Consider the following 21747-nt stretch of genomic DNA (forward strand, 5'->3'; position numbering starts at 1 on the left):
CCTTTCGAAGGACCTTTAAAGTTCATTAATATCCGCTAGTTTTATCGATATGTCCTCCGGTTTGCCGGGTGCGTAGCCACCGCTCCCTTAATAATTGACTGACCTTTTGTAACACAATATTTTTCCAAATCATATCTTTATTTAAAAGATAATGCCATGGAGGAAACAAAAATCATGCAGGTAACTATCATTGGAGCGGGTTATGTGGGTCTAACCACCGGAGTAACCCTGGCCTACCTGGGACATAAGGTTACACTGGTGGATAAAAACCCGGCAGTAATAAGTTCTTTGGAACAGGGTAAAAGTCCCATCTATGAATACGGTATGGATGTGTTGCTGCCAAAGGCTCGCCGGAACATCTCCTTTACTACTTCCTATGCCGGGATCGACGGATCCCGGGTTATCCTCATAGCAGTGGGGACACCTTCCAAAGAAAACGGGGATGCCGACCTTGGTTTTTTAGAGGACGCGGTAACCCAAATAGCCCACAGCCTTAGCGGTACCGGTTACCCGGTTATTGTTAACAAATCCACGGTGCCACCGGGGACAGCCAGCAGGGTGAATACGCTGGTTAACAACGTATTGTCCGGCAGGGGATTATCCCCGGGGGTAAACGTGGCATCCAACCCCGAATTTTTGCGGGAAGGAAGTGCCTTTTGGGATGCTTTGTATCCCGACCGGATAGTTGTAGGTGCCGCGGAGCCATCAACCAGGGAACTGCTCACCGAACTTTACCAACCCATCATAGAACAAAATTTCACCGCGCCACCCAGTTTACCCAGGCCGGAAGGTTATAACGGGCCTGTTTTATTTACCACCAATCCACTAAACGCTGAGCTTATTAAATATGCATCCAACGCGTTTTTGGCTATGAAAGTTTCCTTTGTCAATGAATTTGCGGGGCTGGCGGAACTGCTTAACGCTGATATTGTCGAGATAGCTTACGGCATGGGGCTGGACAGTAGAATCGGCAATAAATTTTTACAGGCCGGAGTGGGGTGGGGAGGCAGTTGTTTCGGTAAAGACGCCCGGGCCATACTGTACACCGCCAAAAAATACGGCTATTCTCTTCCCCTGGTGCAGGGGGCCATTGAAGTAAATAACAGGCAGAAAAAACTGGTGACGTCAAAAATTCGTTCCACTTTAAAAACCGTCCCCGGCAGCACCATCGGTATCATGGGCCTGGCCTTTAAACCCGGCACTGACGACTGCCGCGAAACCCCGGCCACCGGTTTAATTGCCGAATTGCTCAACATGGGCGCCTTCATTAAAGTTTATGACCCCATGGCGATGGATAATTTCCAAAGGCTGTACCCGGATTTACCTGTGGAGTATGCCACTGACCTGGCAGATTTAGCTGACGGCTGCGATGCGCTGGTATTGTTAACTGAATGGGAACAGTTTAAAAACGCCGATTGGCCGGCGCTGCGCTCGTTAATGAAAAAAAATATATTTATCGATGGGAGAAACCTCCTTGACCCCCGGTTTATGGAACAGTCAGGTTTTGTATACCGTGGTGTGGGCAGGCATGTGCATGTTAGGGAAAATACTGCTGCAGCCGCTCCGAAAGGGCAGTGATGATGGTGGAGTGCCGCGTACTGGGTGTCCGGGACAGTGCGGCCTGGCTGGCCCTATTGGAGAAAATCGTGGCCCCGGATATACATTTTACTCCCGGGTATGCCCAAATTTTCAGCCGGGAAGGCGAGGCCAGGCTGTTTGTTTACCAGCGGAACGGCCAGTTAGTTTTGTATCCTTTTATACTGCGCCGGGTGCACAGCTCGCCGGCGGGTCACCCGAGCCAAACATACTACGATATAACTTCCCCTTACGGTTTTGGCGGACCTGTTTATACAGCCGGAACGGATAAAGCTATCATTGATGATTTTTACACCTGCTTTAAACAATACTGCCGGGAGAACCAAATTATTACCGAATTTATTCGCTTTCACCCTTTACTTCAGAACCATCTTTTGATGCAAGACCATGTTGACGTGCAAAGAAACTCCACGGTGGTATATATTGATCTGTCGAAAAACCTGGATGAAATCTGGTCGGGCTACCAGCGCAGCTGCCGCAAAAATGTAAATAAGGCATTGCGGGAAGGGGTCGCGGTGACCATTGAGTCATCACCCCGCCACATCACCGAATTTATCACTGTTTACAATCAGACCATGGACAGAAACCAGGCCGACCGGTTTTATTATTTCTCCCCCGGCTTTTTTGACAGGCTGCACCGGGGTATAAAAAACCATTACCTCTATGCCCACGCCTGGCTTAAAGGACAAATTGTGTCCACCGAACTGCTGGTTTACAACCGGCATTATATACATTCCTTTTTGGGGGGCACCCTGGCGGAGTATTTCCCGTACCGCCCCAATAACCTGCTCAAACATGAGGTTATCAAGTGGGCAAAAGGCAAGGGTATCAGGTATTTCATACTGGGCGGCGGTCGCAGTGACGAAGACGGTATCTTTAAATTTAAGAAAACTTTTTCGGGAAATCTGGCCGGGTATTACGTCGGTAAAAAAATTCACAATCACCGGGCCGTGGCCGAGTTAACAGGCTCCACCGGCCAGGTGGATACCGGGCCGGGGTTCTTTCCCCCTTACCGGAGGTGAGCATGGTTATTAGTAACACCCAGGAAATAATTAAAAGATGGTTTGATATTGTCCTGTGCCTGATATTGCTGACCCTTTTTTTCCCCTTGATGATTATAATCGCTCTGGTTATTAAAATGACATCGCCCGGGGAAGTGATTTACCGGCAGCAGAGGTTGGGCCGGCACGGTCAAATATTTTACCTGCTCAAATTCAGAAGTATGGTAAAAAACGCTGAGTTTATAGGCACCGGCATGTTGTTGCAGGAAAATGACGCCAGGATTACCCCGGTGGGCAGATTTTTGCGTAAAACCAGCTTGGATGAACTACCTCAATTAATTAATGTGTTAAAGGGCGACATGAGCATGGTCGGTCCCCGGCCCGCTCCTGTGTTTCACCTCAACAAATACGACAGCCGGCAGAGACGCAGGCTGCAGGTTAAGCCCGGTATTACAGGATGGGCTCAGGTAAACGGCCGGGTGGCCCTTTACTGGCCCCAGAGAATAGAGCTGGATTTGTGGTATATCGACCACTACTCCCCGGGTTTGGACCTGCTGATCTTAGCCAAGACAGCCTGGGCGGTTTTTGACCGGAAAAGTACCACTGCCCAACCGGACCGCAAGGATGTGGACCCCTTTATGAAAATGTGAAGGGTTTGGCCGGCGAAGGATGCGAGCCGGTGGGCCAAAGTGTACCGTATGAGATGGGAGGTAAAACATGGAATTAAAGGATTTGACAGTGCTGGTTACCGGGGGTGGGGGCTTTATGGGCTCCCACCTTTGTGGGGCACTGGTTAATGCCGGGGCTCAAGTGAAGGTGATAGATAATTTTGCCTCGGGCCGGCCGGATAACCTGGCTGGTATTGAAGAACGGTTGGAAATGATTAATGGCAGCGTGGCCGATGAAAAAAAAGTACGGTTGGCCTGCCGTGGTGTTGATGCCGTGGTGCATACCGCCTTCCCCATGGCCATGCGGGAGCGATCCCTGGAAACGGGGGTTTTGGTGGATTACCTGGCCGGGCTTTTTAATTTGCTCAAAGAATGCGTGGCTGGTAATGCATTGTTCGTTTATATATCCTCCATTGCGGTTTACGGTAACCAGCAGTACGTGCCCGTGGATGAAAACCATCCCCTGGAGCCCGTGATGCTGCACGGGGCCATGAAACTGGCCGGTGAGCACCTGTGCCGGGCATTGGGCCACAGTCACGGCCTTAGGGCGGTGATACTCAGGGTGGCGGACATTTACGGGCCTAGAAATACCAGGGTCAGCGTGCCGGTGAGGTTTTTGATGAACGCCCTTTCCGGGCAGCCTTTGCGGGTATTTGGCTCAGGCCGGCAGTCCCGGACCTATACCTATGTGGATGATTTCGTCCAGGCCGTACTGGGGGTTTTGGTTACCCCGGCCGCGGTGGGCCGGGTGTTCAATATCGCCGGGGATCAGGTGGTTTCCATGTATGAGCTGGCGCTGCTGGTAAAGGGGATTACCGGCAGCCAAAGCCCGGTGGTGTTGGAAGAAAACATGCCCGCCGATGACCGGCGGTTGGAAATAGACGGCACCCTGGCCAGGCAAACGCTGCAATTGGGTCAACCGGTGCATATCCGGGATGGTTTGGCCCAAACCAGGGACTGGTTGCGGCAAAATCCCGGTTTTTATAAATAACGGGCGGGATGCGCCCTTTCCACGGGCCTGGAGTACACAAATTGAGGTCGTGGTTATAGGTAGCCTGAACTTTTTCAAGGGCAAGGATTAATACAGGGTGAGGCGAGAGCTTGGTGAAAAAAAGAAAGTTATTATATGCTGTGCCGGCTGTGCTGCTGGTGGCCGCTGCGCTGGGTTTTATCTATGCCACCGGCTGGGCGGGAGAGGGGTTACAGTCTTTCATTGCCCCGCCAACTGTTGCAAAGTCCACCGGTATTGGAGCCGGTCTGGAAGAACAGCCGCCCCCGGCTGAGCCGCAAGTAGCCCGGTTGACGGATCCTTTAAATATACTGGTGGTTGGCATAGATAAGGCTTCCTCCATTAACGGCCCGCCCCGCCCGGGTCCCTGGCGGGCTGATGTTATTATACTGGTCCGGGTGGATCCGGATAGCCGGCAGGTCAGCCTTTTATCCATTCCCCGGGATACCAGGGCCCATATTCCCGGGCACGGTACGGAAAAAATCGCCCACGCCCATGCTTACGGTGCCATGCCCCTTACCATTGCTGCGGTGGAGGAATTGCTTCAAGTGCAGGTGGATCATTATATGAGCCTTGACTATGTAACCTTTGCCCGTATGGTGGATATACTGGGCGGCATAGAAATTGACGTGCCCAGGGAGGCAGTAACCAATCACATGCATTTTAAGCCCGGCAAGCAAATGATGGATGGGCGCACGGCCTATGAATATATTCACAGCCGGGATGAGCCGCAGGGGGATATCGCCCGCATCGAAAGGCAGCAGCTATTTTTGCGTGCTCTGCTGGAAACAGTACGAGATAAAGCCGGGGGGCTTGATTTGGTACGGATGTACCTGGAATTCAGAAAAAGCTCGGAAATATCCCTTTCCCTGGCGGACACGCTAAAGTTAGTTCTTTTTGCCCGGGAGTTGAGTATGGACAATCTCAGCATGCAGACATTGCCGGGCAAACCGGAATACATTCACGGCATCAGTTACTGGATAGCGGATCAACAAAGCCTGAGAACCCTGCACCGGCAATTGTCTCCGGTGCAGTTGTCTTCAGTGCCGGGTGTTGAAAGGTTGAAAGATTAAAATCTTTCAACCTTTCCAATACCCGGCACCTGCGTGAGCACCACAAGAGCCTGCCAACCTGGAGATTGATAATATAAGTGGACCTTACGCGGGCTTTCCGAACAGCCTCTTATTGGTTTTGGAGTAAGTCAATTTGATAATTTACCGAATAGCCAACTGTTAGATGAGAAAACAATTCTGTGTAAGTGTTTATTGCCTCGTACCGGGGGACAGTCGATCCCGCAAGCGGTTCAGGACCGCAGCGAATTCCCCCCAGGTTACCGGCGTATTGGGAAGGTGATCATTCACTATTAAACCGTCATTTTTAAGGCGATCAATCTCGGCCTGGGGATTCCAGCCACCACTGTTTTGCGGGCTGTTTGCCGGCCTAGGGGGCGATGGCGTAACTTCATCTACAAATTTAGTCATATAATCCCTCACTATACTGACCCCGTAATCCGGGGATGGCGCCCATTTGCCCCCCAGGTCTTCCACTGCGTGCAGTGTGCCACCCCAGCCCGCGCTTAAAACCGCATTTCGCCGGGGGTCCAGGACGGGTCTGCCCGGGGGCAGCTTATTGCCGTAAAAATAGGCGTGCCAGTGTTGAAATTGGGCTTCAATGCCCGTTTCGGGAGTGGCAAAGGAGGCTCCTTCCCGGCCGTTAAAGGCATCCAGCCCGGCAAAGTTGTTTTGTTCCGGCCGGACATCACCGCCGAATTTCCAGTAAGCGGTCTCCTTCAAGGACTGGGCAAATACGGCATCCCAGCGGATACGGTAGATATCTCCCATTTTAACGTATATGGCCACGTAATCCGGGGCTGCCGGGTTGCGGGATTTAAGCAACTGCCTGGCTTTGGCCGGCGAGGCGGCGGTGGGGATCCTGGTGGGGGTAGCACCGGTCCCCGCAGTTTTGGTATTTAATTGCAGCGCCCGGGCGATGCCTTCACCTATGGCTTCCCCCAGCTGCATAAGCCCGGTTCGGTTGGTTAATAACGACAGGTCATGGCTGTTATCGATGAACAAATTCTCCAGCAGTATCGCCGGCATGGCTGTGTCGCGGAGTACGGCGAAATCAGCTGATTTCTTGCCTCTGTCCGGGAAGCCCTTGGTTTTATAAAAAGCTGCCACCCGGTCATGCAGCAGATCCCGGTAACTGCGTGTTGCGGCACCGGCGCCGGTGTAGATATAACTTTCAAAACCTGTGCCCCGCCCGGCATTAATATGCAGCGATACAAAATAATGAGCCTTTAAGTCATTGGCAAAATTAGCTCTTTCGGAAAGTTCCATGGTAATATCCGATATTCTGGTCAGGTAGACCGCTGCATTGTATCGCCTGTTGATGTGACGGGCTGTTTCCCCGGCAATGGATAAGTTGAAATTTTTTTCATAATGGCTGCCGTTGGTAGCCCCGGGATCATTGCCTCCATGTCCCGGATCAAGAACAATCTTTAACACGGTTTTTTAGCACCTCCGGTTGTTCATTAATTTATTTTATTGGCTGAGTTTACCAGATTATTTTATTATAATATACATTTAATGTTATTTTTGTTCTTTTACTTGATTTACGCGGCGATTTTAGATTTATTAAGTTAATCAATTAAATGCCGTTACCGGAGAGCAGCTTTTTTCACCTGTTATATTTGCTTTTCTCCTTTGGTTAATTTAGGAAGGAAAGTTGGGTTTTTTGTGTTTTCCCAAATATCCCAATATGGACATATTTTACTATAATTTGCAATATGAGTTTTTGTATCCATTTACTATCTTAAATCATAATATGGTTACAAATTCAAGGTAGGAGGGATTTAATGAAAAAACCAAAGTATCTATTAGTATTAATAACTACTTTGATGTTGCTGTTTGCTTCGGTTTCAGGAGTATGGGCTCAGGACCCGGCACAGAACTCATACGAAGGGGAAGGCTTCCATTTTATATCCGGTGAAAGTTTCCCCACCGCCATTCAAGTCGCCGGCTATGACCAAAAAACCAAAAGATATTATTTAAACTATACACTGCATACCACAAAGGATGTTGGAGTTTCAGAAACTGCTACTTTTAGTTATGTAATTGAGGTATTTGATGAAAATGGTGCACAAATCGGTAATTTGGGCACTTTTGATACTCCTGAAACAGCCACCGGGGAAGTAGGTTCCAGTGACGCGAGTGTAGAAAACAGCGAAATCACAATTGCTGACCCAGGGCTTCCTGCCGCTTACCGGGTTGTGATTACAATCGTTGAAACAGCAGTGGCTTAAATTAACAAATACTGGATGGAGCTTTGTTCCATCCAGTATTTGTTTCCCTGTTTTATAGTAGCAGCAAACCTTGCTTGTTCATATAGTGATATCGAGAAGTGATTGTGAGGCAGGGATAGAGTTGCGACCGTTCAAAATTTTATTAAGCTTTTTTATAATTGCCCTGATGCTGAACTTTTTATTTCTTGCGGAGTGGGCCCGTGGTTCACCAAATTACCAAAATGAACCGGATGAGTTGCAAAATCCTGAGCCGGTCATGAACTCTCCTGTGCCGGCATATGTTGGTGAATCACATGAATCTGCCGGCGAAGCACACATGGCGGAGCCTGTGGAAGTTTTGCCTGAGCCAGTACACGACGTAGACCAGTCGGAATTTTACATCCCTCTTGAGGCTGAAAACAATCAAATACATAATCTAAGTTTTCCTATCACCATTCAGGTTGCCGGCTATAACTCAAAGTCGAACTACTTATACATTAATTACACCCTGATGACCACTAAAGCCGTTCTTTCTTCAGAAAGAGCGATTTTCAATTATGTTGTTCAGGTTTTCAACGCCCATGACGTACTAATCGGCAATATTGGTTCCTTCGAGTCACCGGAACAAGTAGTCGGAATGTGGGGTCAAAATTCGATAGATATCAGAAATAGCGGAATAAAGATTACTACAAAGAACCTTCCTGCAACATACCGGATCATAATTACTGTAATAGAAACTATCATCATTTAAATGATGTGCCGTTAATAAAGCACGCACCTATTTGTGAGGGAAGGAGGAAAATAATTGTCAGATAACCACGAAACAGAAGTAATTTCAGGCAAGAAGCCAGGTAAAAAGAAATTTTTTATATTGGCCACCTTATTAGTGATTATTATCATTATTGTAGTATTGTGCCATTGTTGTTCCCCAAAACCGACTCCACCGGAGGAAGTCTGGTTTGAGGAATATTTTGAGCACGGCCTGGGGGACTGGGAATATTTAGACGCTAACTGGGTTAACGACCAGGGAGTAGTTCACAATACCTCAGCCAGAGTAGCCAGGAAAGTCTACCTGTCTCCATATTTAAGCTATAAGCTTGATACTCCAATTCATAGTAATCAGATTGTCGTTGAATTCTATGTTAAATTAGAGAACATTGCCGGTGTAGTCACCCTGGCCTCCCTGGATTTTCCTACCGGAGAGATAACGGTGGTGATAAACAAGGACAGATACCTCGGAATAGCATTTGGGCTTTTTGAACCTGTTCAATACAGTACTCAGCGCCTGACTCTGGGAAAGTGGGAAAAGGTTCAAATTTATGTTAACACTTCTGAAAGTAAGTTATCTTTATACCATAACGACTTGGAAATATTGAACACTCACTGGCCCGGAACACAACCCCTGATGAAAATCTGGTTAGGTTCAGTCTGGATTGCCGGTGCAGAAAACTACGAATCCATTTTAGATTGCTATTATGACGCCATTCGGGTTGGGAACCCCGGCCTCCTTGCCCCACAAACCCTGTTGGATAAAATAAAGGTAACTATTCCCGGCCTCTGGCGTAAGCCCGCAACCTCACCAGAGGTGCACCAGCCCAAAGAAGAACTTGATCCAGCCAAAAGCACATACTCATAATACATTTCAAACCGGCTTATTTTCTGCAGGCAATGAATAAAGGCCGTCCCCACCTCCAATATGGTCACCCCGGGCGGCCATTTTTCTTTTGCGGTTCATTAATAATAATAATTATAATAAAATTATAAATATTTCAAAGGAGTTACAGGTAAAAATGCAGAATAATTAGAATATGCCACAACCGGCAAGAATCAAGTGTACAGCCTGGCAAACGTTACATCTCCGTTACGCAGGCCTCTAGCTCTATTTCTATAATCAGTCAGTGTTCAAAATTTTTGCCCCGGGAGGTTTGGTATTTTGTCCGGCCAGGACTTTATTATTGAATTTAATACCGCCAGATGCAAAAAGTGTGGGCTCTGCAGCCATTATTGTCCCCAGGGGGTTATCGCCCGGGACAAGCAGGGTTACCCTTACGTGTCGGCACCGGAAAAATGTAAACAGTGCTATCTTTGTTATCATCGCTGCCCAGACTTTGCACTGGAGGTGAAGGATTTTGACCGGGAATCAGTTTCTGCAGGGTAATGAAGCATGCACTTACGGTGGCCTGGCTGCGGGAGCCCTTTTTTTCGCCGGTTACCCCATCAGCCCGGCCACCGAAATAGCGGAATTGTGTTCCAACCTGCTGCCCGCCAAAGGGGGCGTATTCATCCAAATGGAGGACGAAATCGCCAGTATCGCCGCCGTTATCGGTGCCAGTCTCGGCGGTATGAAAGCTTTTACCGCCACCAGCGGGCCGGGTTTGTCGCTAATGCAGGAGAATATCGGCCTGGCTATCATGGCCGAAGTGCCCTGCGTAATTATTAATGTGCAACGATTCGGCCTTTCCACCGGAATTGCCACCCAACCGGGACAAAGCGACATTATGGCCACCAGGTGGGGTACCCACGGGGACCACAGTATTATAGCCCTGGCGCCGTCGTCGGTTCAGGAGTGCTTTGATCTTACTGTGGAGGCCTTCAACCTGGCTGAACGTTTCCGCACGCCGGTGGTGGTGCTCACCGACGCGGTGATTGCCCACCTGCGGGAATCTGTATATATACCGGAGCAGGTCAAAATTATTAACCGGACCAGGCCCTCGGGACCGGTGGAAGGCTACCGGCCTTATGCCCCGGGGGAGAACCTGGTGCCCGTGCCGCCTAATTTCGGCGATGAATATATATTACGGGTCACCGGCCTGGTGCACGATGAATACGGCTATTCCTCGGATAACCCGGATGTGGGCGGCCAACTGGTAAACCGCTTGATTGATAAGATAGAAAACTACACCCGCGAATTGCCGCAACCCGAATATACCGGGCCGGAGAACCCCGACGTGATAATTATTTCCTACGGTATTTCCGCCCGCTCCGCCCTGGCCGCCGCCCGGCGCATTCGCTGCCAGGGAATTTCCCTGGGGGTACTGAAACTAAAAACCATCTGGCCCTTCCCGGAGCAGGCCGTGGCAAAAATCTGTGCCCGTGCCCCCCGGGTGGTGGTGGCGGAAATGAACAAAGGACAAATACTCAGGGAAGTTAAGGCTGCCGGTATAACCCGGGCCATAGGGCTTAACCGTACCGATACCAGGGTAATCATGCCCGGGGAAATAATCTCTTACGTGAAGGAGAGGTGTGCCTGTGCAACCGGTTAAAGATATCAACCAGTACCTGGCTCAGCACAAATTGCCCCATATGTGGTGCCCGGGCTGCGGCAACGGCCTCATTCTAAAACAACTGCTGACGGGCCTGGCCGAATTGCAGATTGCCAGGGAAAAGGCGGTGCTGGTTTCGGGCATCGGTTGTTCCGGCCGGGCCGGTGACTATGTAAATTTTCACCGTTTTCAGGGCACCCACGGCCGGGCCATTGCCTTTGCCACCGGCATCCACCTGGCCAACCCCCGGCTAACCGTAGTATGTTTGATGGGTGACGGGGACTGCGGGGCCATTGGATTGAGCCACCTGATCCATGCCGCCCGGCGCAATATAAATATCACTGCCATCGTAGCCAATAACCTGAATTATGGTATGACCGGCGGGCAGTATTCTCCTTCCACCCCGGATGCATCCGTCACCAGTACCTCCCGTCCGGGTAAGGTTGGGGACGCCCTTGACCTGTGCAGCCTGACTGCAAGTGCCGGTGCCGGTTACGTGGCCCGGAGCACGGTTTACCATATCTTTGAAGCGCAAAAAATGATCCGGGAGGCGCTGAAAACCGGTGGTTTTGGGTTGGTGGAAATATTAACCCCCTGCCCCACTTATTTCGGGCGTTATAACAAGCTGGGCAGCGCGGTGGATATGATGGAATGGTTGAAGAAAAAAACAGTGCCGCTGGACCGGTTCCGTCAAATGAATGAACGGCAGCAGCAGGAACACTTCTGGCGAGGAGTACTGGCAAAGCACGACAAGCCTGATTTTTTAAGCCGTTACCGGGATAGGGGGATAAACCAATGAAAAGATGGCAAATACTGCTTTGCGGGTCAGGCGGGCAGGGTTTGGGCCTGGCGGGCAAAATACTGGCCACGGCTGCTCTGTACGATGGCTTATATGCCGTTCAGAGTCAAAGCTACGGGGCCAGGGCCCGGGGTGGATACAGTGCATCCGGGGTGGTGATAAACAACCGTAATATTTATTTTCCTTTAATTGAACAACCCAACCTGCTGCTGGTGCTCACCGAAGAGGCTTACCAAAAAAACGTCACCCCGGGGCATGATGTGGAGCATATTATATTCGACAGCGATTATGTGCCCCTGGCACCGGGGCAGCAAAAATACGGCTTGCCGCTGGCCCGGTGGGCCGGAGAACTGGATAATCCCAAAGGGGTGGCCATTCTTTCCCTGGGGGTAATTACCGCGTTGTTCGGTTTAGTTACACCTGAAAACGTGGAAAGGGCCATAGCGGAAAATATTGCACCGGCTTTGCTGGAGGCTAACCTGCGCTGCTACCGGAAAGGCATGGAAGTTGGGGGATCGGAAAAATACACTTTTTCACCCCTGAAAAATCTCAATTAGTTTTATTTCCAGTCCGGGTAACAAGGTGGAATTCAAAATGTCATCCTGGTCAAAGGTGCCTACCCATCGCCATTCTTGCTCACCGGCTTTAAACACATCTACAATTTTAGCATCCGGATCCACTAGCCAGTATTCCTTTACCCCGTGTTTAAGGTATAACTGGCTTTTTTTCTTTTTATCGTGGGCGGCGGTGGAAGGAGACAATACCTCAACCACCAGGTCCGGCGCGCTCTGGATGTTTAGTTCCCCAATAATATCCAATCGTTCTTTGGCAATAAATATTACATCAGGCTGAACTATATGTTTTCCTAAAACAATATCAATAGGAGCGTGAAAAACTTCTCCCAGGTTATTGTTTCTTAGAAAGTTCTCAAACTGGTAAAAAATCCTCCCGCTAACCTTCTGGTGTTTTGGCCTTGGGCTAGGTACCACAAACAATTCCCCCCCAATCAACTCATATCGCCTGCCGTCATCCATTTTCATATAATCCTCAACGGTGTAGATCCTGTCCGATAAAACTACCGGCATCCCAGATCACCCCTTAAAGTTTCTTTGCTCCATTATAAACATTTCTCCAAACAATAGTCCAGCAACCAGTCACCGGTTACCGTTAACGGGGTCCGGGAACAATGGATGCCGGCACCGGGTAAAACGAAATAAAACCACCGGAACACCATACGGGCAACAAAAAGGCCTCCGCGGGATTTTAGTAAATCCACGGAGGCCTTTTTGTACTGGAGCGGGTGAAGGGGATCGAACCCTCAGCCCTCAGCTTGGGAAGCTGATGCTCTACCATTGAGCTACACCCGCATGTATCGAACGCAATTTATTATAGCGCATTATACCCCCAAAAGTCAAGATGCCGTACAAGGTTCAATAGTACCGGCTATCACTGCTTTTCCATGATAAATTACTTGCCCGCCTGGAGTATAATATAACTTAATGAGGACCTTCTCTTGCTTTTGGTGGGTGTTGGTTTGGCCGCTTTCATTTTACCAAAAAACAGGGGGCTTTTTTATTTTTCGCCTGCAATTGTTTTGCAACGGGTGAAAAAATTAAACAATATTCAGAGGGCGCTGCATTTTCCAGCTGTATTTTTTTAATGGTCGTTTATTTTGTAATAATTAAAATAAGGGGGTTACCTGTGAAATCTATCAAAACCGATTATCACATTCACCCAAACTATTCCATAGATGCCTCTCCGGTTCAGATGAAGGATTATTGTTATCAAGCGTTGGAATTGGGGCTGGCTGAGATTTGTTTCACCACCCATGTTGAACTGGACCCGGTGCGAAGTGAAATGGATAATTTTGCTGTTTTGGACGGGGAAAGAATACCGGTATTAAACCACACCTGGCTGGAAAAATATTTTCTCGAAATTACCGGGCTCCAGGAGGAGTTTAAAATGGAAAACCTTGGAATAAAAGCCGGAGTGGAAATCGGTTACTGCCGGGGTGTGGAAAAAGACATTGAAAAGATTATCAACAATTATCCATTTGATTATGTAATGGGGGCTATTCATTGCTTAGACCACATTGCCATTTCTTCCAGGAAAGAAAGCCCGCGTTATTTCCAGGCCAAAAGTTTACATGCACTGCGCGCGGATTATTTTACAACATTGAAAGAGGCAGTGGCCACCGGGTTTTTTGATTGTATTGCCCATGTTGATCTTTACCGGCGATACGGTATCCAGCATTACGGTCCAGGGGTGCTTTCCATACATCGCGGGGTTATAGAACCAATTTTCAGGGAAATGGCCCGCAGGGAAATGGGATTGGAAATCAACACTTCAAGCATTCGCAGGGGGCTAAATGAATTTCACCCCACCAGGGAGATAATCGACCTGGCGGCAAAGGAAGGCCTTAAAGTTTTTACTGTGGGTTCCGATGCCCATACTCCCGGTGAACTGGGTGAATATATAGATGAAGCCCTGGCTTTGTTGGAAGAATTTAATCTTTCCAATCACGTTTTTACCCGCAGGCGCGCCCGTCCCATCATTTAACAGCTATTCTGAAAATAGGGTTGGGTGATTTTCATCTCCTGCCGGTGCTGCGCTGGCAGCATGGCTGCCTGTTTTTACGCTAGTTTACGGGCATTGTAAAGGCGGATCAATGTCTGCAGGTGAGTTACTGCCGCTAATAAAATCAAAGTAAATGGAAGCAGATTGAAAATACCGCCAAGCATGATAATAAACAGCCTGCCGTCACGGTTGGCCAAAAGGTAACGGGATATGCCGTCATAACCGGGTAAAAAGGGCTTGCCGGTGACGGCCTGAAATTTTTCCTTGAAAAGCATGGACATGGGCATCCCGGTCAGTGCGGCCGAACCAACCAGCAGCGCTGTGGTGTTGCCCGTGGCAGCATACCAGGCATATGTCATGCCAATAATAATCAAAAAATCTGCATAACGATCCAGGATAGAATCAAAAATTCCTCCGTAATTGCTTTTGAGAAATTTTAAACGGGCCATTTCTCCATCAACCCCATCAACTATGGAACTGAACTGCGCCAGAAGCCCCCCGCAAAGGGGGTTAGCCGTGGCAAAACAAATAGCTGAAGCCACAGCGATCAAGAACGAAAAAAAGGTAATTTGATTTGGTGTTGCCCCGGTTTGGGCCAAAAATTTTGTAATCACCAGGGAGAATTTGCGGTTAATAAACTTGGAAACCAAACCGTCCTTTGGTGGTATTAATGATTGCAACAGCATTTTTTCGGCATGTTTATAGCTGGCTAAATCATCCACATCCACCCAGGGACCGTCTATAAAATGCAATTTAACCCTATTTAGCCCGGCCAGCCTGTTTACCGCATCGGTGAGGGCATACCTTCCCTCGGCTATGGAGCCGGACAAAGCATCCAGAAGTGCTCCGGTACCAATAAAAAGACCACAGTCCACAGCGTTAAATTCCTGCAGGCCTTTGCCCAGCTCTAGGGCATAATTGTTTTCGGCTTTGATTTTGGTACACTCGGGTAAGTCATAAACACCTTCCAATCGCCTGTCGGCGGCAAGCAAAATTTCATTTTGTTTAATATTGCCTGCTTCGGCAACAAAATCTTTTATTACATCAGATCCAATAATATGATCCGCCATCATTAAAATAAATTTTTCATCCCGTTTAAATTCTTTATGAAAAGTGTGTGCTGATAAACCGTTGCCCAGTTTCCAATCCGGGTTATACAAATATTTTATATTTATCCCCATTTTTTCTCCGGTACCCAAACAATCCCGCAGTGCACTGTCATAACAACCGGTTATAATTATAAAATCTTTAATACCGCATTCCCGTAGGGTAAGAATATTCCGTTCTATCAAAGGGAGCCCCAATAAATGTATAAGAGGCTTGGGCCTCTTAAAATAATGCCTTAGCCTCTTTCCTTCGCCGGCAGCAAGCAGGACAGCTCTCACTAGCGCTCCCTCCCGCCACTGATAAATTCAGCCACCATCCTTTTCGCCTCTGTATCGGTATACTGAACTGGCGGTGATTTCATGGTAAAAGCTGAGATGGAATTCAATATACCGCCGGTTTTGCGATCTAAAGCCAGTTTCATGCACCTGATGGCATCTATCATAACGCCTCCGCTGTTGGGCGCGTCCTCCACGGAAAGTTTAACCTCCAGGGTTAATGGAACATTGCCAAACCCTCTCCCCTCCATGCGTATATGGCAGATTTTATTGTCATTTAACCAGGGGATGTAATCGCTGGGTCCAATATGAATATTGTTATCAGCCAGGGCAGTTTTCAGTTCGGCCTGCACCGACTGGGTTTTTGATTTTTTCTTGGAAACAAGCCTGCTGCGGTTAAGCATATTTAAAAAGTCAGTATTCCCGCCAAAATTCAGCTGGTAAGTGCGGTCAAGGATTACACCGCGATTCTCAAATAACTTGGTTAACGTGCGATGGACAATGGTTGCTCCCACCTGGCTTTTTACGTCATCACCGATAATTGGAATATTTTTATCGCTGAATTTTTTGGCCCAGGCTTCATCTGAAGCAATGAACACCGGCATGGCATTGATAAAACCGACATTGGCTTCAAGGCATGCTTGGGCATAAAATTTGGCGGCATTTTCAGAGCCCACGGGCAGGTAATTGATTAAAATTTCCGCGCCGCTTTCCTTTAACACTTTAACCACATCACAGGGTTCTTCAGCGGCGACCACAAAACTCTTATCCGGTTCGTAATCAGCCATGTGTTCTGAAACGCCATCCATAACAGGCCCCATCTGCACTTCAACCGTATAGTCAGGTAACTGGTCATAAAACACAGCAGTGCAATTTGGTTTGGCAAACACTGCTTCCTGCAGCTTTTTGCCCACTTTCCGCTTATCAATATCAAAGGCTGCAACTACGTTAATGTCACCCGGTTTGTAACCGCCAACCTCATAATTCATCAGCCCGACAGCCTCTTGGGGCGAGTTTTTGTACATTTCTATTCCTTGCAATAAAGCGCTTGCACAATTCCCAACGCCTGCAATGGCTATGTTGATTTTAGACAATACAATACCTCCCTTTGTAATGAAAAAAATCTAACTATAGACAGTTACATTTGTTGGCAATTGCAATGTTTGTTAATGGATTTTTATGCCTTCAACGCACCTCCTTTTTGGTACCATAAAAAAACCCCCGGCATAAGCTGGGAGTGTTATTGCTGTTGTAGTAATTTGGAATCACTCCCAATTCGCCAATCTTAATAAAATCAGAAGCCTTTCCAATCATTATTTGCAGCTGTTAGCACTCAACTAATTTGGCTGATAATAATATAGCAAAACTTGTCCTATCTTTCAAGTATTGAGTATAAATGCCAGTATATTCTTTTTACAGGGTAGACACCCATGCCGCTATCGCGGCACCAGCAGAGGATAAAAATTACCTAACGCTATTTTCAGGGTAGAGAACACCCCGGGCCGGTTGAGACGCAACCCGCCCCTGCCATATATTTAGGCCCCGGTTATTTTTGCCAGCCGGGCCAGGTGGCATATTACACTTTTTTGCATATTTTGGTGGTATATCAACCCCCGGTTGGCGGGGTGGTTGTCAAGAAAACGTGAACAGGTGGGCATGCATGAGTTTATACGAAAAAATAGTCAACAGGCAACAAAAAATCTCTGTGATTGGTTTGGGTTATGTTGGTCTGCCCATAGCCATTGCCTTTGCCAGGAAGGCATTGGTTATTGGTTTCGATGTCAATACAAAAAAAATTGGTTTGTATAAATCCGGTATTGATCCCACCGGCGAGGTGGGCAGCGAAGCTATAAAAAATACCACCGTGGAATTCACCGCCGGCGAAAGAAAATTAAGGGAGGCCAGGTTTCACATTATTGCCGTGCCGACTCCTGTAAATAAGGATCACACACCTGATTTGACGGCACTTAAAAGTGCCAGTTGTATCCTGGGCAGAAACCTGGCCCGGGGATCGATTGTGGTTTATGAATCCACGGTATACCCGGGTGTCACCGAAGAAATTTGCCTGCCCATCTTGGAAAAGGAATCGGGCTTAAAGGGCGGCAGTGATTTTAAAATCGCCTATTCTCCGGAACGTATCAACCCGGGTGATATGAATCACCGCCTGGAGAATATCGTGAAAATAGTATCAGGCATGGACCATGAAACGCTGGATACCGTGGCCAGGGTTTATGAGCTGGTGGTTAAGGCCGGTGTTTATAGAGCCGAAAGTATTAAAGTGGCCGAGGCAGCCAAGGTGATTGAAAATTCCCAAAGGGATATTAATATTGCTTTCATGAATGAGCTCTCCATTATTTTCAACAAAATGGGCATTGATACCAAGGCTGTTTTGAAGGCGGCGGGGACCAAATGGAATTTCCTAAAGTTTTACCCCGGGCTGGTGGGCGGCCACTGTATAGGGGTTGACCCTTACTACCTGACTTATAAAGCGGAAGAAATGGGCTACCACTCCCAAATTATCCTGGCCGGCAGGCAGATAAACGACCACATGCCCAAATACGTCGCTGAAAACGTAGTTAAGAAAATGATCAAGGCCAACAAGCAAATTAAAGGCTCAAAGGTGGCGATATTCGGCGTAACCTTCAAAGAAAACTGCCCGGATGTCAGAAATACCAAAGTGGTGGATATCGTTAAAGAACTGGAGGAGTATGGCATTGAGGTAAAAATAGTGGACCCGGTGGCTGATCAAGAGGACCTGTGGGAGACCTATAAAATCAGCCCCCGTAATGCGGAAGAAATTGTAGATATGGATGCGGTAATTTTTGCGGTGCCCCATGAAGCTTTCAAGTCCATCAAATTAAAAGATATTAAGAAAATGTTCAATCATCAAGACCAATATCCCCGTACCATGGACGAATCTGCCGCAGCAACCCAGCCCGGTGCGGGCCAGGGGCAAAATGTATATGTGCTAATTGACGTTAAAGGAATGTTTGACAAAAAAGAGGCGGAGGACATGAATTTTTTGTATTGGAGGCTTTGAGGGGAGAATACCTGACCATGGGTTATAAGGATGTTGTGTTTGACAGGGATGCGGTTTTTCTTGTTACCGGGGGGGCGGGCTTTATTGGTGCCAACCTGTGCGAAGCGCTGTTAAAAAAGGGTTACCGGGTGCGCTGCCTTGATAATTTTTCCAGCGGGAAGCCGGAGAATATAACCCCCTTTGCGGGTAATCCCAACTTTACCTTCATTAAAGGCGATATTCGTGATTTGGATGTTTGCATGAGGGCCTGTGCCGGCGTGGATTATGTGCTGCATCAAGCAGCCTGGGGCAGCGTGCCCAAAAGCATAGAAATGCCTTTACTATATGAAGAAATAAACATCAGGGGAACGCTCAACATGATGGAGGCGGCCAGGCGGCAGGGGGTGCGTAAATTCGTTTATGCTTCCAGTTCCTCCGTTTACGGTGATGAGCCAAACCTGCCCAAAAGGGAGGGCCGGGAGGGACGCCCTTTATCACCCTATGCTTTGACGAAACGCGCCAACGAAGAATACGGCAGGCTGTACAGCAAGCTATACAATCTTGATACTTACGGCTTGCGCTATTTTAACGTATTTGGCCCAAGGCAAGACCCCAATGGTGCCTATGCCGCCGTTATTCCCAAATTCATCAAACAGTTAATGAATGACCAGCGCCCTACCATTTATGGCGATGGAAAACAAAGCCGTGATTTTACCTATATAGACAATGTCATCGGGGCCAATCTAAAAGCCTGCCAGGCCCCCAGTGCCGCGGCCGGCATGGCCTATAACATCGCCTGCGGTGCCAGGGATTACCTGATTGATATTTATTATGCACTGTGCAGGGCGTTGGGTAAAGACATTGAACCCGGATTCGGACCAGAGCGTAAAGGCGATATCAAGCATTCCCATGCCGATATAAGCATGGCCAGGGGTATGCTGGGTTATGCGCCCGACTATGATTTTGCCCGGGGATTGGCGCTCACCATTGATTGGTATAAGGAGAAATTGTGATTTTTTTACCTGCCATGTTCTGCTGCAGTTTAACTATTTCATATCACCGGGCAGGCAGGAAAGTTTTCTTTTTTGTTGAAGTTAGGTGAGAGGTGAAGGTAAATGACCACTGCTGATCACAAAATAATCATCGAACAAAATAAAGAGCAGATCTTACAACTTAAACAGCAGGTGGCCGAAGCTGCGGACCCCCGGGAAAAACGCAGGCTTAAACGCCGGCTGCGGCAAGCTCAAATTGAACAAATAAAATACCTGAATAAGCTGGCCTGAAAGCAATTTTGGGATTAACCCGGCGTGACCGGGTGTAAAGGCTGTCTTTTAAAAGATAATAACAGCTAAAACTCCTTGCTTATTATTCCCTGGTTGGCATATAATTTTATTAGTCAATTAACAAGGAGGCAAGTATATTGGGTAAACACATCAAGACCATTAACAGCCGGACGCTGCAAAGCACCGTGCGCAGCGGGGGTTGCGGTGAGTGTCAGACTTCTTGCCAATCGGCTTGCAAGACATCTTGCACGGTGGGCAACCAGGCTTGCGCCAAAAAGAAAAACTAACTGCACCTGATCCCGTTTCGGGATGAGGTCTTTTTTTTGAAGGGAATGATAAAGTTGATCCACGCCTTTACCTTTGACGGCACCAATATAGTGCTGGATGTCAACAGTAATGCCGTGCATGAGGTGGATGAGCCCACCTTGCAAATTATAAAAGATTACCAGGCCATGTCCGAAACCGGGCTGGTGCATAAATACGGTCCTATTTACGGGAACGATGTGGTAATGGAAATAATCGGGGAGATTAAAGAGCTAACGGACAGCGGCCTGCTTTTTTCCCCGGACCCGCTGCCGGGCGGGTACGAGCCGCCCGGGGGTGAAACGGTCAAAGCGCTTTGTTTGAACCTGGCCCACGACTGCAACTTGCGCTGTCGCTATTGTTTTGCCGGCCAGGGTGACTTTGGCGGCGGGCGTGAGTTGATGCCGGCGGAAGTGGGCCGGGCCGCCCTGGATTTTTTAATGCGGGCCTCGGGTGATCGGCGGCATGTGGAGGTGGATTTTTTCGGCGGCGAGCCGCTGATGAACCGGGCGGTGCTGGCGGATTTGGTGGAGTATGGCCGGACCAAAGCCCGGGAGGCGGGTAAGGAGATCAAGTTTACCCTTACCACCAATGTCACCCTGCTGGACCGGGAGATGCAGCAATTTATCGGCCATCACGATCTGGCGGTGGTTCTTTCCGTTGACGGGCGACCCCAGGTGCATGACCGCATGCGGGTTACCGCAGCAGGCGGGGGTAGTTACCGGCAGGTGATGGATAAAATCATGGAATTCACGGGCTCGCCCCATTGCCGGGAGTATATCATCAGGGGTACCTTTACCCGCCACAACCTGGATTTTTCCGCCGATGTGAAACACCTGGCCGAGGCGGGGTTAAACCACATTTCCGTAGAACCCGTGGTGGCCGGGGCTGACACTGATTATACCTTTAGAGATGAGGACATACCGGTATTGATGGAGGAGTATGACAAGCTGACCAGGTATTTACTGGAAAGGCACCGCCAGGGCCGGCCGGTGGATTTTTTCCATTTCAATATCGATCTGGAGGACGGGCCCTGCCTGCCCAAACGTCTCACGGGCTGCAGCGCCGGTTCCGAATACCTGGCGGTGGTGCCCGGCGGGGTGCTGTACCCCTGCCACCAGTTCGTGGGCAAAGATGACTTCCAGGTTGGCACGGTTTATGAAGGGGTTGTCAAAAAAAATATAGCAAATATATTCCGCAGCGCGCATATTTATAATAAAAACGAATGCTGCCAGTGTTGGGCCAAGTTCCATTGCAGTGGCGGCTGTCATGCCAATGCCTATGCCTTTAACGGCGATTTGCTTAAACCTTACTCACTGGGATGTATACTGGCCCGCAAAAGGTTGGAGTGCGCGTTATATCTTAAAATTAAGACCAGGGTGGATTAATTGCACATAGACACAAAAAAGGAAGCGCCGTGCTTCCCTTTTTTGTGTACATGTAAAGTTTACGACAAATGTTTTGGATGTTATAATGAATACTGCCCAAGTTTGATTTATTCTGCTAAATTACGCATATTTGTGCAGGGGAGGGATTGACATTCAAAATAATATACACCAATTAA

The 21747-nt window shown here is 48.4% G+C and carries 22 protein-coding genes and 1 tRNA gene; 18 read left to right on the forward strand and 5 right to left on the reverse strand.

All coding sequences use genetic code 11. The features are described 5' to 3' along the window. Window positions 1-174: 174 nt before the first annotated feature. From LX24_RS04610 to LX24_RS04630, 5 genes are all read left to right on the forward strand, one after another. Complete coding sequence (locus LX24_RS04610; protein ID WP_166510973.1) at window positions 175-1578, forward strand: UDP-glucose dehydrogenase family protein; 1404 nt, start codon at window positions 175-177, stop codon at window positions 1576-1578. Then, window positions 1578-2618 carry a lipid II:glycine glycyltransferase FemX gene (locus tag LX24_RS04615; protein WP_166510974.1) on the forward strand — a complete coding sequence of 347 codons (1041 nt, stop codon included), beginning with the start codon at window positions 1578-1580 and terminating at the stop codon, window positions 2616-2618. The genes LX24_RS04610 and LX24_RS04615 overlap by 1 nt, the downstream gene beginning before the upstream one ends. A 2-nt stretch (window positions 2619-2620) precedes the next feature. Continuing rightward, window positions 2621-3247, forward strand: a complete 627-nt coding sequence (locus LX24_RS04620; protein ID WP_166510975.1) for a sugar transferase — start codon at window positions 2621-2623, stop codon at window positions 3245-3247. Window positions 3248-3314: 67 nt separating this feature from the next. After that, complete coding sequence (locus tag LX24_RS04625; protein ID WP_166510976.1) at window positions 3315-4256, forward strand: NAD-dependent epimerase/dehydratase family protein; 942 nt, start codon at window positions 3315-3317, stop codon at window positions 4254-4256. A 113-nt stretch (window positions 4257-4369) separates the two neighbouring features. Further along, window positions 4370-5347 (forward strand): LCP family protein, encoded by a 978-nt coding sequence (locus LX24_RS04630; RefSeq protein WP_166510977.1) that lies wholly within the window; start codon window positions 4370-4372, stop codon window positions 5345-5347. A 189-nt stretch (window positions 5348-5536) separates the two neighbouring features. Here the strand turns inward: LX24_RS04630 and LX24_RS04635 are convergent, their stop codons facing one another. Further along, window positions 5537-6781: an N-acetylmuramoyl-L-alanine amidase gene (locus tag LX24_RS04635; protein ID WP_166510978.1), complete on the reverse strand. Its 1245-nt coding sequence runs from the start codon at window positions 6779-6781 to the stop codon at window positions 5537-5539. 350 nt (window positions 6782-7131) lie between these two features. On the opposite strand from LX24_RS04635, the gene LX24_RS04640 reads away from it, so the two are divergent. The 7 genes from LX24_RS04640 to LX24_RS04670 all read left to right on the forward strand — a co-directional run bounded on the left by LX24_RS04640 (window position 7132) and on the right by LX24_RS04670 (window position 12176). Beyond that, window positions 7132-7578: a hypothetical protein gene (locus LX24_RS04640; protein WP_166510979.1), complete on the forward strand. Its 447-nt coding sequence runs from the start codon at window positions 7132-7134 to the stop codon at window positions 7576-7578. 121 nt (window positions 7579-7699) lie between these two features. After that, window positions 7700-8308, forward strand: a complete 609-nt coding sequence (locus LX24_RS04645; protein WP_166510980.1) for a hypothetical protein — start codon at window positions 7700-7702, stop codon at window positions 8306-8308. A gap of 54 nt (window positions 8309-8362) precedes the next feature. Beyond that, a complete protein-coding gene (locus LX24_RS04650; RefSeq protein WP_166510981.1) occupies window positions 8363-9193 on the forward strand; it encodes a hypothetical protein in 831 nt (276 codons plus the stop codon). A gap of 297 nt (window positions 9194-9490) precedes the next feature. Continuing rightward, window positions 9491-9715: a 4Fe-4S dicluster domain-containing protein gene (locus tag LX24_RS04655; RefSeq protein ID WP_243131617.1), complete on the forward strand. Its 225-nt coding sequence runs from the start codon at window positions 9491-9493 to the stop codon at window positions 9713-9715. Continuing rightward, a complete protein-coding gene (locus LX24_RS04660; protein WP_166510982.1) occupies window positions 9687-10820 on the forward strand; it encodes a 2-oxoacid:acceptor oxidoreductase subunit alpha in 1134 nt (377 codons plus the stop codon). The genes LX24_RS04655 and LX24_RS04660 overlap by 29 nt, the downstream gene beginning before the upstream one ends. Then, window positions 10807-11619, forward strand: coding sequence for a thiamine pyrophosphate-dependent enzyme (locus LX24_RS04665; RefSeq protein ID WP_243131618.1), 813 nt, complete (start codon window positions 10807-10809; stop codon window positions 11617-11619). Before LX24_RS04660 ends, LX24_RS04665 begins: the two co-directional genes overlap by 14 nt. Further along, on the forward strand, window positions 11616-12176 hold the full coding sequence (locus tag LX24_RS04670; RefSeq protein ID WP_166510983.1) for a 2-oxoacid:acceptor oxidoreductase family protein: 561 nt from the start codon (window positions 11616-11618) through the stop codon (window positions 12174-12176). Before LX24_RS04665 ends, LX24_RS04670 begins: the two co-directional genes overlap by 4 nt. On the opposite strand, the gene LX24_RS04675 is transcribed toward LX24_RS04670, so the two are convergent. Together LX24_RS04675 and LX24_RS04680 are read right to left on the reverse strand one after the other, a co-directional pair. Next, a complete protein-coding gene (locus LX24_RS04675) occupies window positions 12153-12704 on the reverse strand; it encodes a Uma2 family endonuclease (protein ID WP_166510984.1) in 552 nt (183 codons plus the stop codon). The genes LX24_RS04670 and LX24_RS04675 overlap by 24 nt on opposite strands. 207 nt (window positions 12705-12911) lie before the next feature. Continuing rightward, window positions 12912-12986, reverse strand: a tRNA-Gly gene (locus tag LX24_RS04680). 334 nt (window positions 12987-13320) lie between these two features. On the opposite strand from LX24_RS04680, the gene LX24_RS04685 reads away from it, so the two are divergent. Further along, on the forward strand, window positions 13321-14178 hold the full coding sequence (locus LX24_RS04685) for a histidinol-phosphatase HisJ family protein (protein ID WP_243131619.1): 858 nt from the start codon (window positions 13321-13323) through the stop codon (window positions 14176-14178). A 74-nt stretch (window positions 14179-14252) separates the two neighbouring features. Here the strand turns inward: LX24_RS04685 and LX24_RS04690 are convergent, their stop codons facing one another. Together LX24_RS04690 and LX24_RS04695 are read right to left on the reverse strand one after the other, a co-directional pair. Beyond that, window positions 14253-15581, reverse strand: coding sequence for a sugar phosphate nucleotidyltransferase (locus tag LX24_RS04690; protein ID WP_166510986.1), 1329 nt, complete (start codon window positions 15579-15581; stop codon window positions 14253-14255). Then, the gene (locus tag LX24_RS04695; RefSeq protein WP_166510987.1) at window positions 15581-16672 is read right to left on the reverse strand and encodes an inositol-3-phosphate synthase; all 1092 of its coding nucleotides are present in this window, start codon (window positions 16670-16672) and stop codon (window positions 15581-15583) included. Before LX24_RS04695 ends, LX24_RS04690 begins: the two co-directional genes overlap by 1 nt. 566 nt (window positions 16673-17238) lie before the next feature. Here LX24_RS04695 and LX24_RS04700 point away from each other — a divergent pair. The 5 genes from LX24_RS04700 (at window position 17239) to scfB (ending at window position 21571) form a co-directional block, all read left to right on the forward strand. Further along, entirely contained in the window at window positions 17239-18618 is a 1380-nt protein-coding gene (locus tag LX24_RS04700; protein WP_166510988.1) for a nucleotide sugar dehydrogenase, read from the forward strand. 17 nt (window positions 18619-18635) lie between these two features. Then, window positions 18636-19610 (forward strand): SDR family oxidoreductase, encoded by a 975-nt coding sequence (locus LX24_RS04705; RefSeq protein ID WP_166510989.1) that lies wholly within the window; start codon window positions 18636-18638, stop codon window positions 19608-19610. A 102-nt stretch (window positions 19611-19712) separates the two neighbouring features. After that, entirely contained in the window at window positions 19713-19880 is a 168-nt protein-coding gene (locus LX24_RS04710; protein ID WP_166510990.1) for a hypothetical protein, read from the forward strand. 137 nt (window positions 19881-20017) lie between these two features. Further along, a complete protein-coding gene (gene scfA / locus LX24_RS04715; RefSeq protein ID WP_166510991.1) occupies window positions 20018-20167 on the forward strand; it encodes a six-cysteine ranthipeptide SCIFF in 150 nt (49 codons plus the stop codon). A gap of 54 nt (window positions 20168-20221) precedes the next feature. Further along, window positions 20222-21571 carry a thioether cross-link-forming SCIFF peptide maturase gene (gene scfB, locus LX24_RS04720; protein WP_166511119.1) on the forward strand — a complete coding sequence of 450 codons (1350 nt, stop codon included), beginning with the start codon at window positions 20222-20224 and terminating at the stop codon, window positions 21569-21571. Window positions 21572-21747: the final 176 nt, after the last annotated feature.

The organism is Desulfallas thermosapovorans DSM 6562, from assembly GCF_008124625.1.
Lineage (GTDB): Bacteria > Bacillota > Desulfotomaculia > Desulfotomaculales > Desulfallaceae > Sporotomaculum > Sporotomaculum thermosapovorans.

Coding starts and splice junctions, on each gene's coding strand:
- LX24_RS04610 (WP_166510973.1), top strand. CDS start 175: ATGCAGGTAACTATCATTGGAGCGGGTTATGTGGGTCTAACCACCGGA.
- LX24_RS04615 (WP_166510974.1), top strand. CDS start 1,578: ATGATGGTGGAGTGCCGCGTACTGGGTGTCCGGGACAGTGCGGCCTGG.
- LX24_RS04620 (WP_166510975.1), top strand. CDS start 2,621: ATGGTTATTAGTAACACCCAGGAAATAATTAAAAGATGGTTTGATATT.
- LX24_RS04625 (WP_166510976.1), top strand. CDS start 3,315: ATGGAATTAAAGGATTTGACAGTGCTGGTTACCGGGGGTGGGGGCTTT.
- LX24_RS04640 (WP_166510979.1), top strand. CDS start 7,132: ATGAAAAAACCAAAGTATCTATTAGTATTAATAACTACTTTGATGTTG.
- LX24_RS04670 (WP_166510983.1), top strand. CDS start 11,616: ATGAAAAGATGGCAAATACTGCTTTGCGGGTCAGGCGGGCAGGGTTTG.
- LX24_RS04675 (WP_166510984.1), bottom strand. CDS start 12,704: ATGCCGGTAGTTTTATCGGACAGGATCTACACCGTTGAGGATTATATG.
- LX24_RS04700 (WP_166510988.1), top strand. CDS start 17,239: ATGAGTTTATACGAAAAAATAGTCAACAGGCAACAAAAAATCTCTGTG.
- LX24_RS04705 (WP_166510989.1), top strand. CDS start 18,636: ATGGGTTATAAGGATGTTGTGTTTGACAGGGATGCGGTTTTTCTTGTT.
- LX24_RS04710 (WP_166510990.1), top strand. CDS start 19,713: ATGACCACTGCTGATCACAAAATAATCATCGAACAAAATAAAGAGCAG.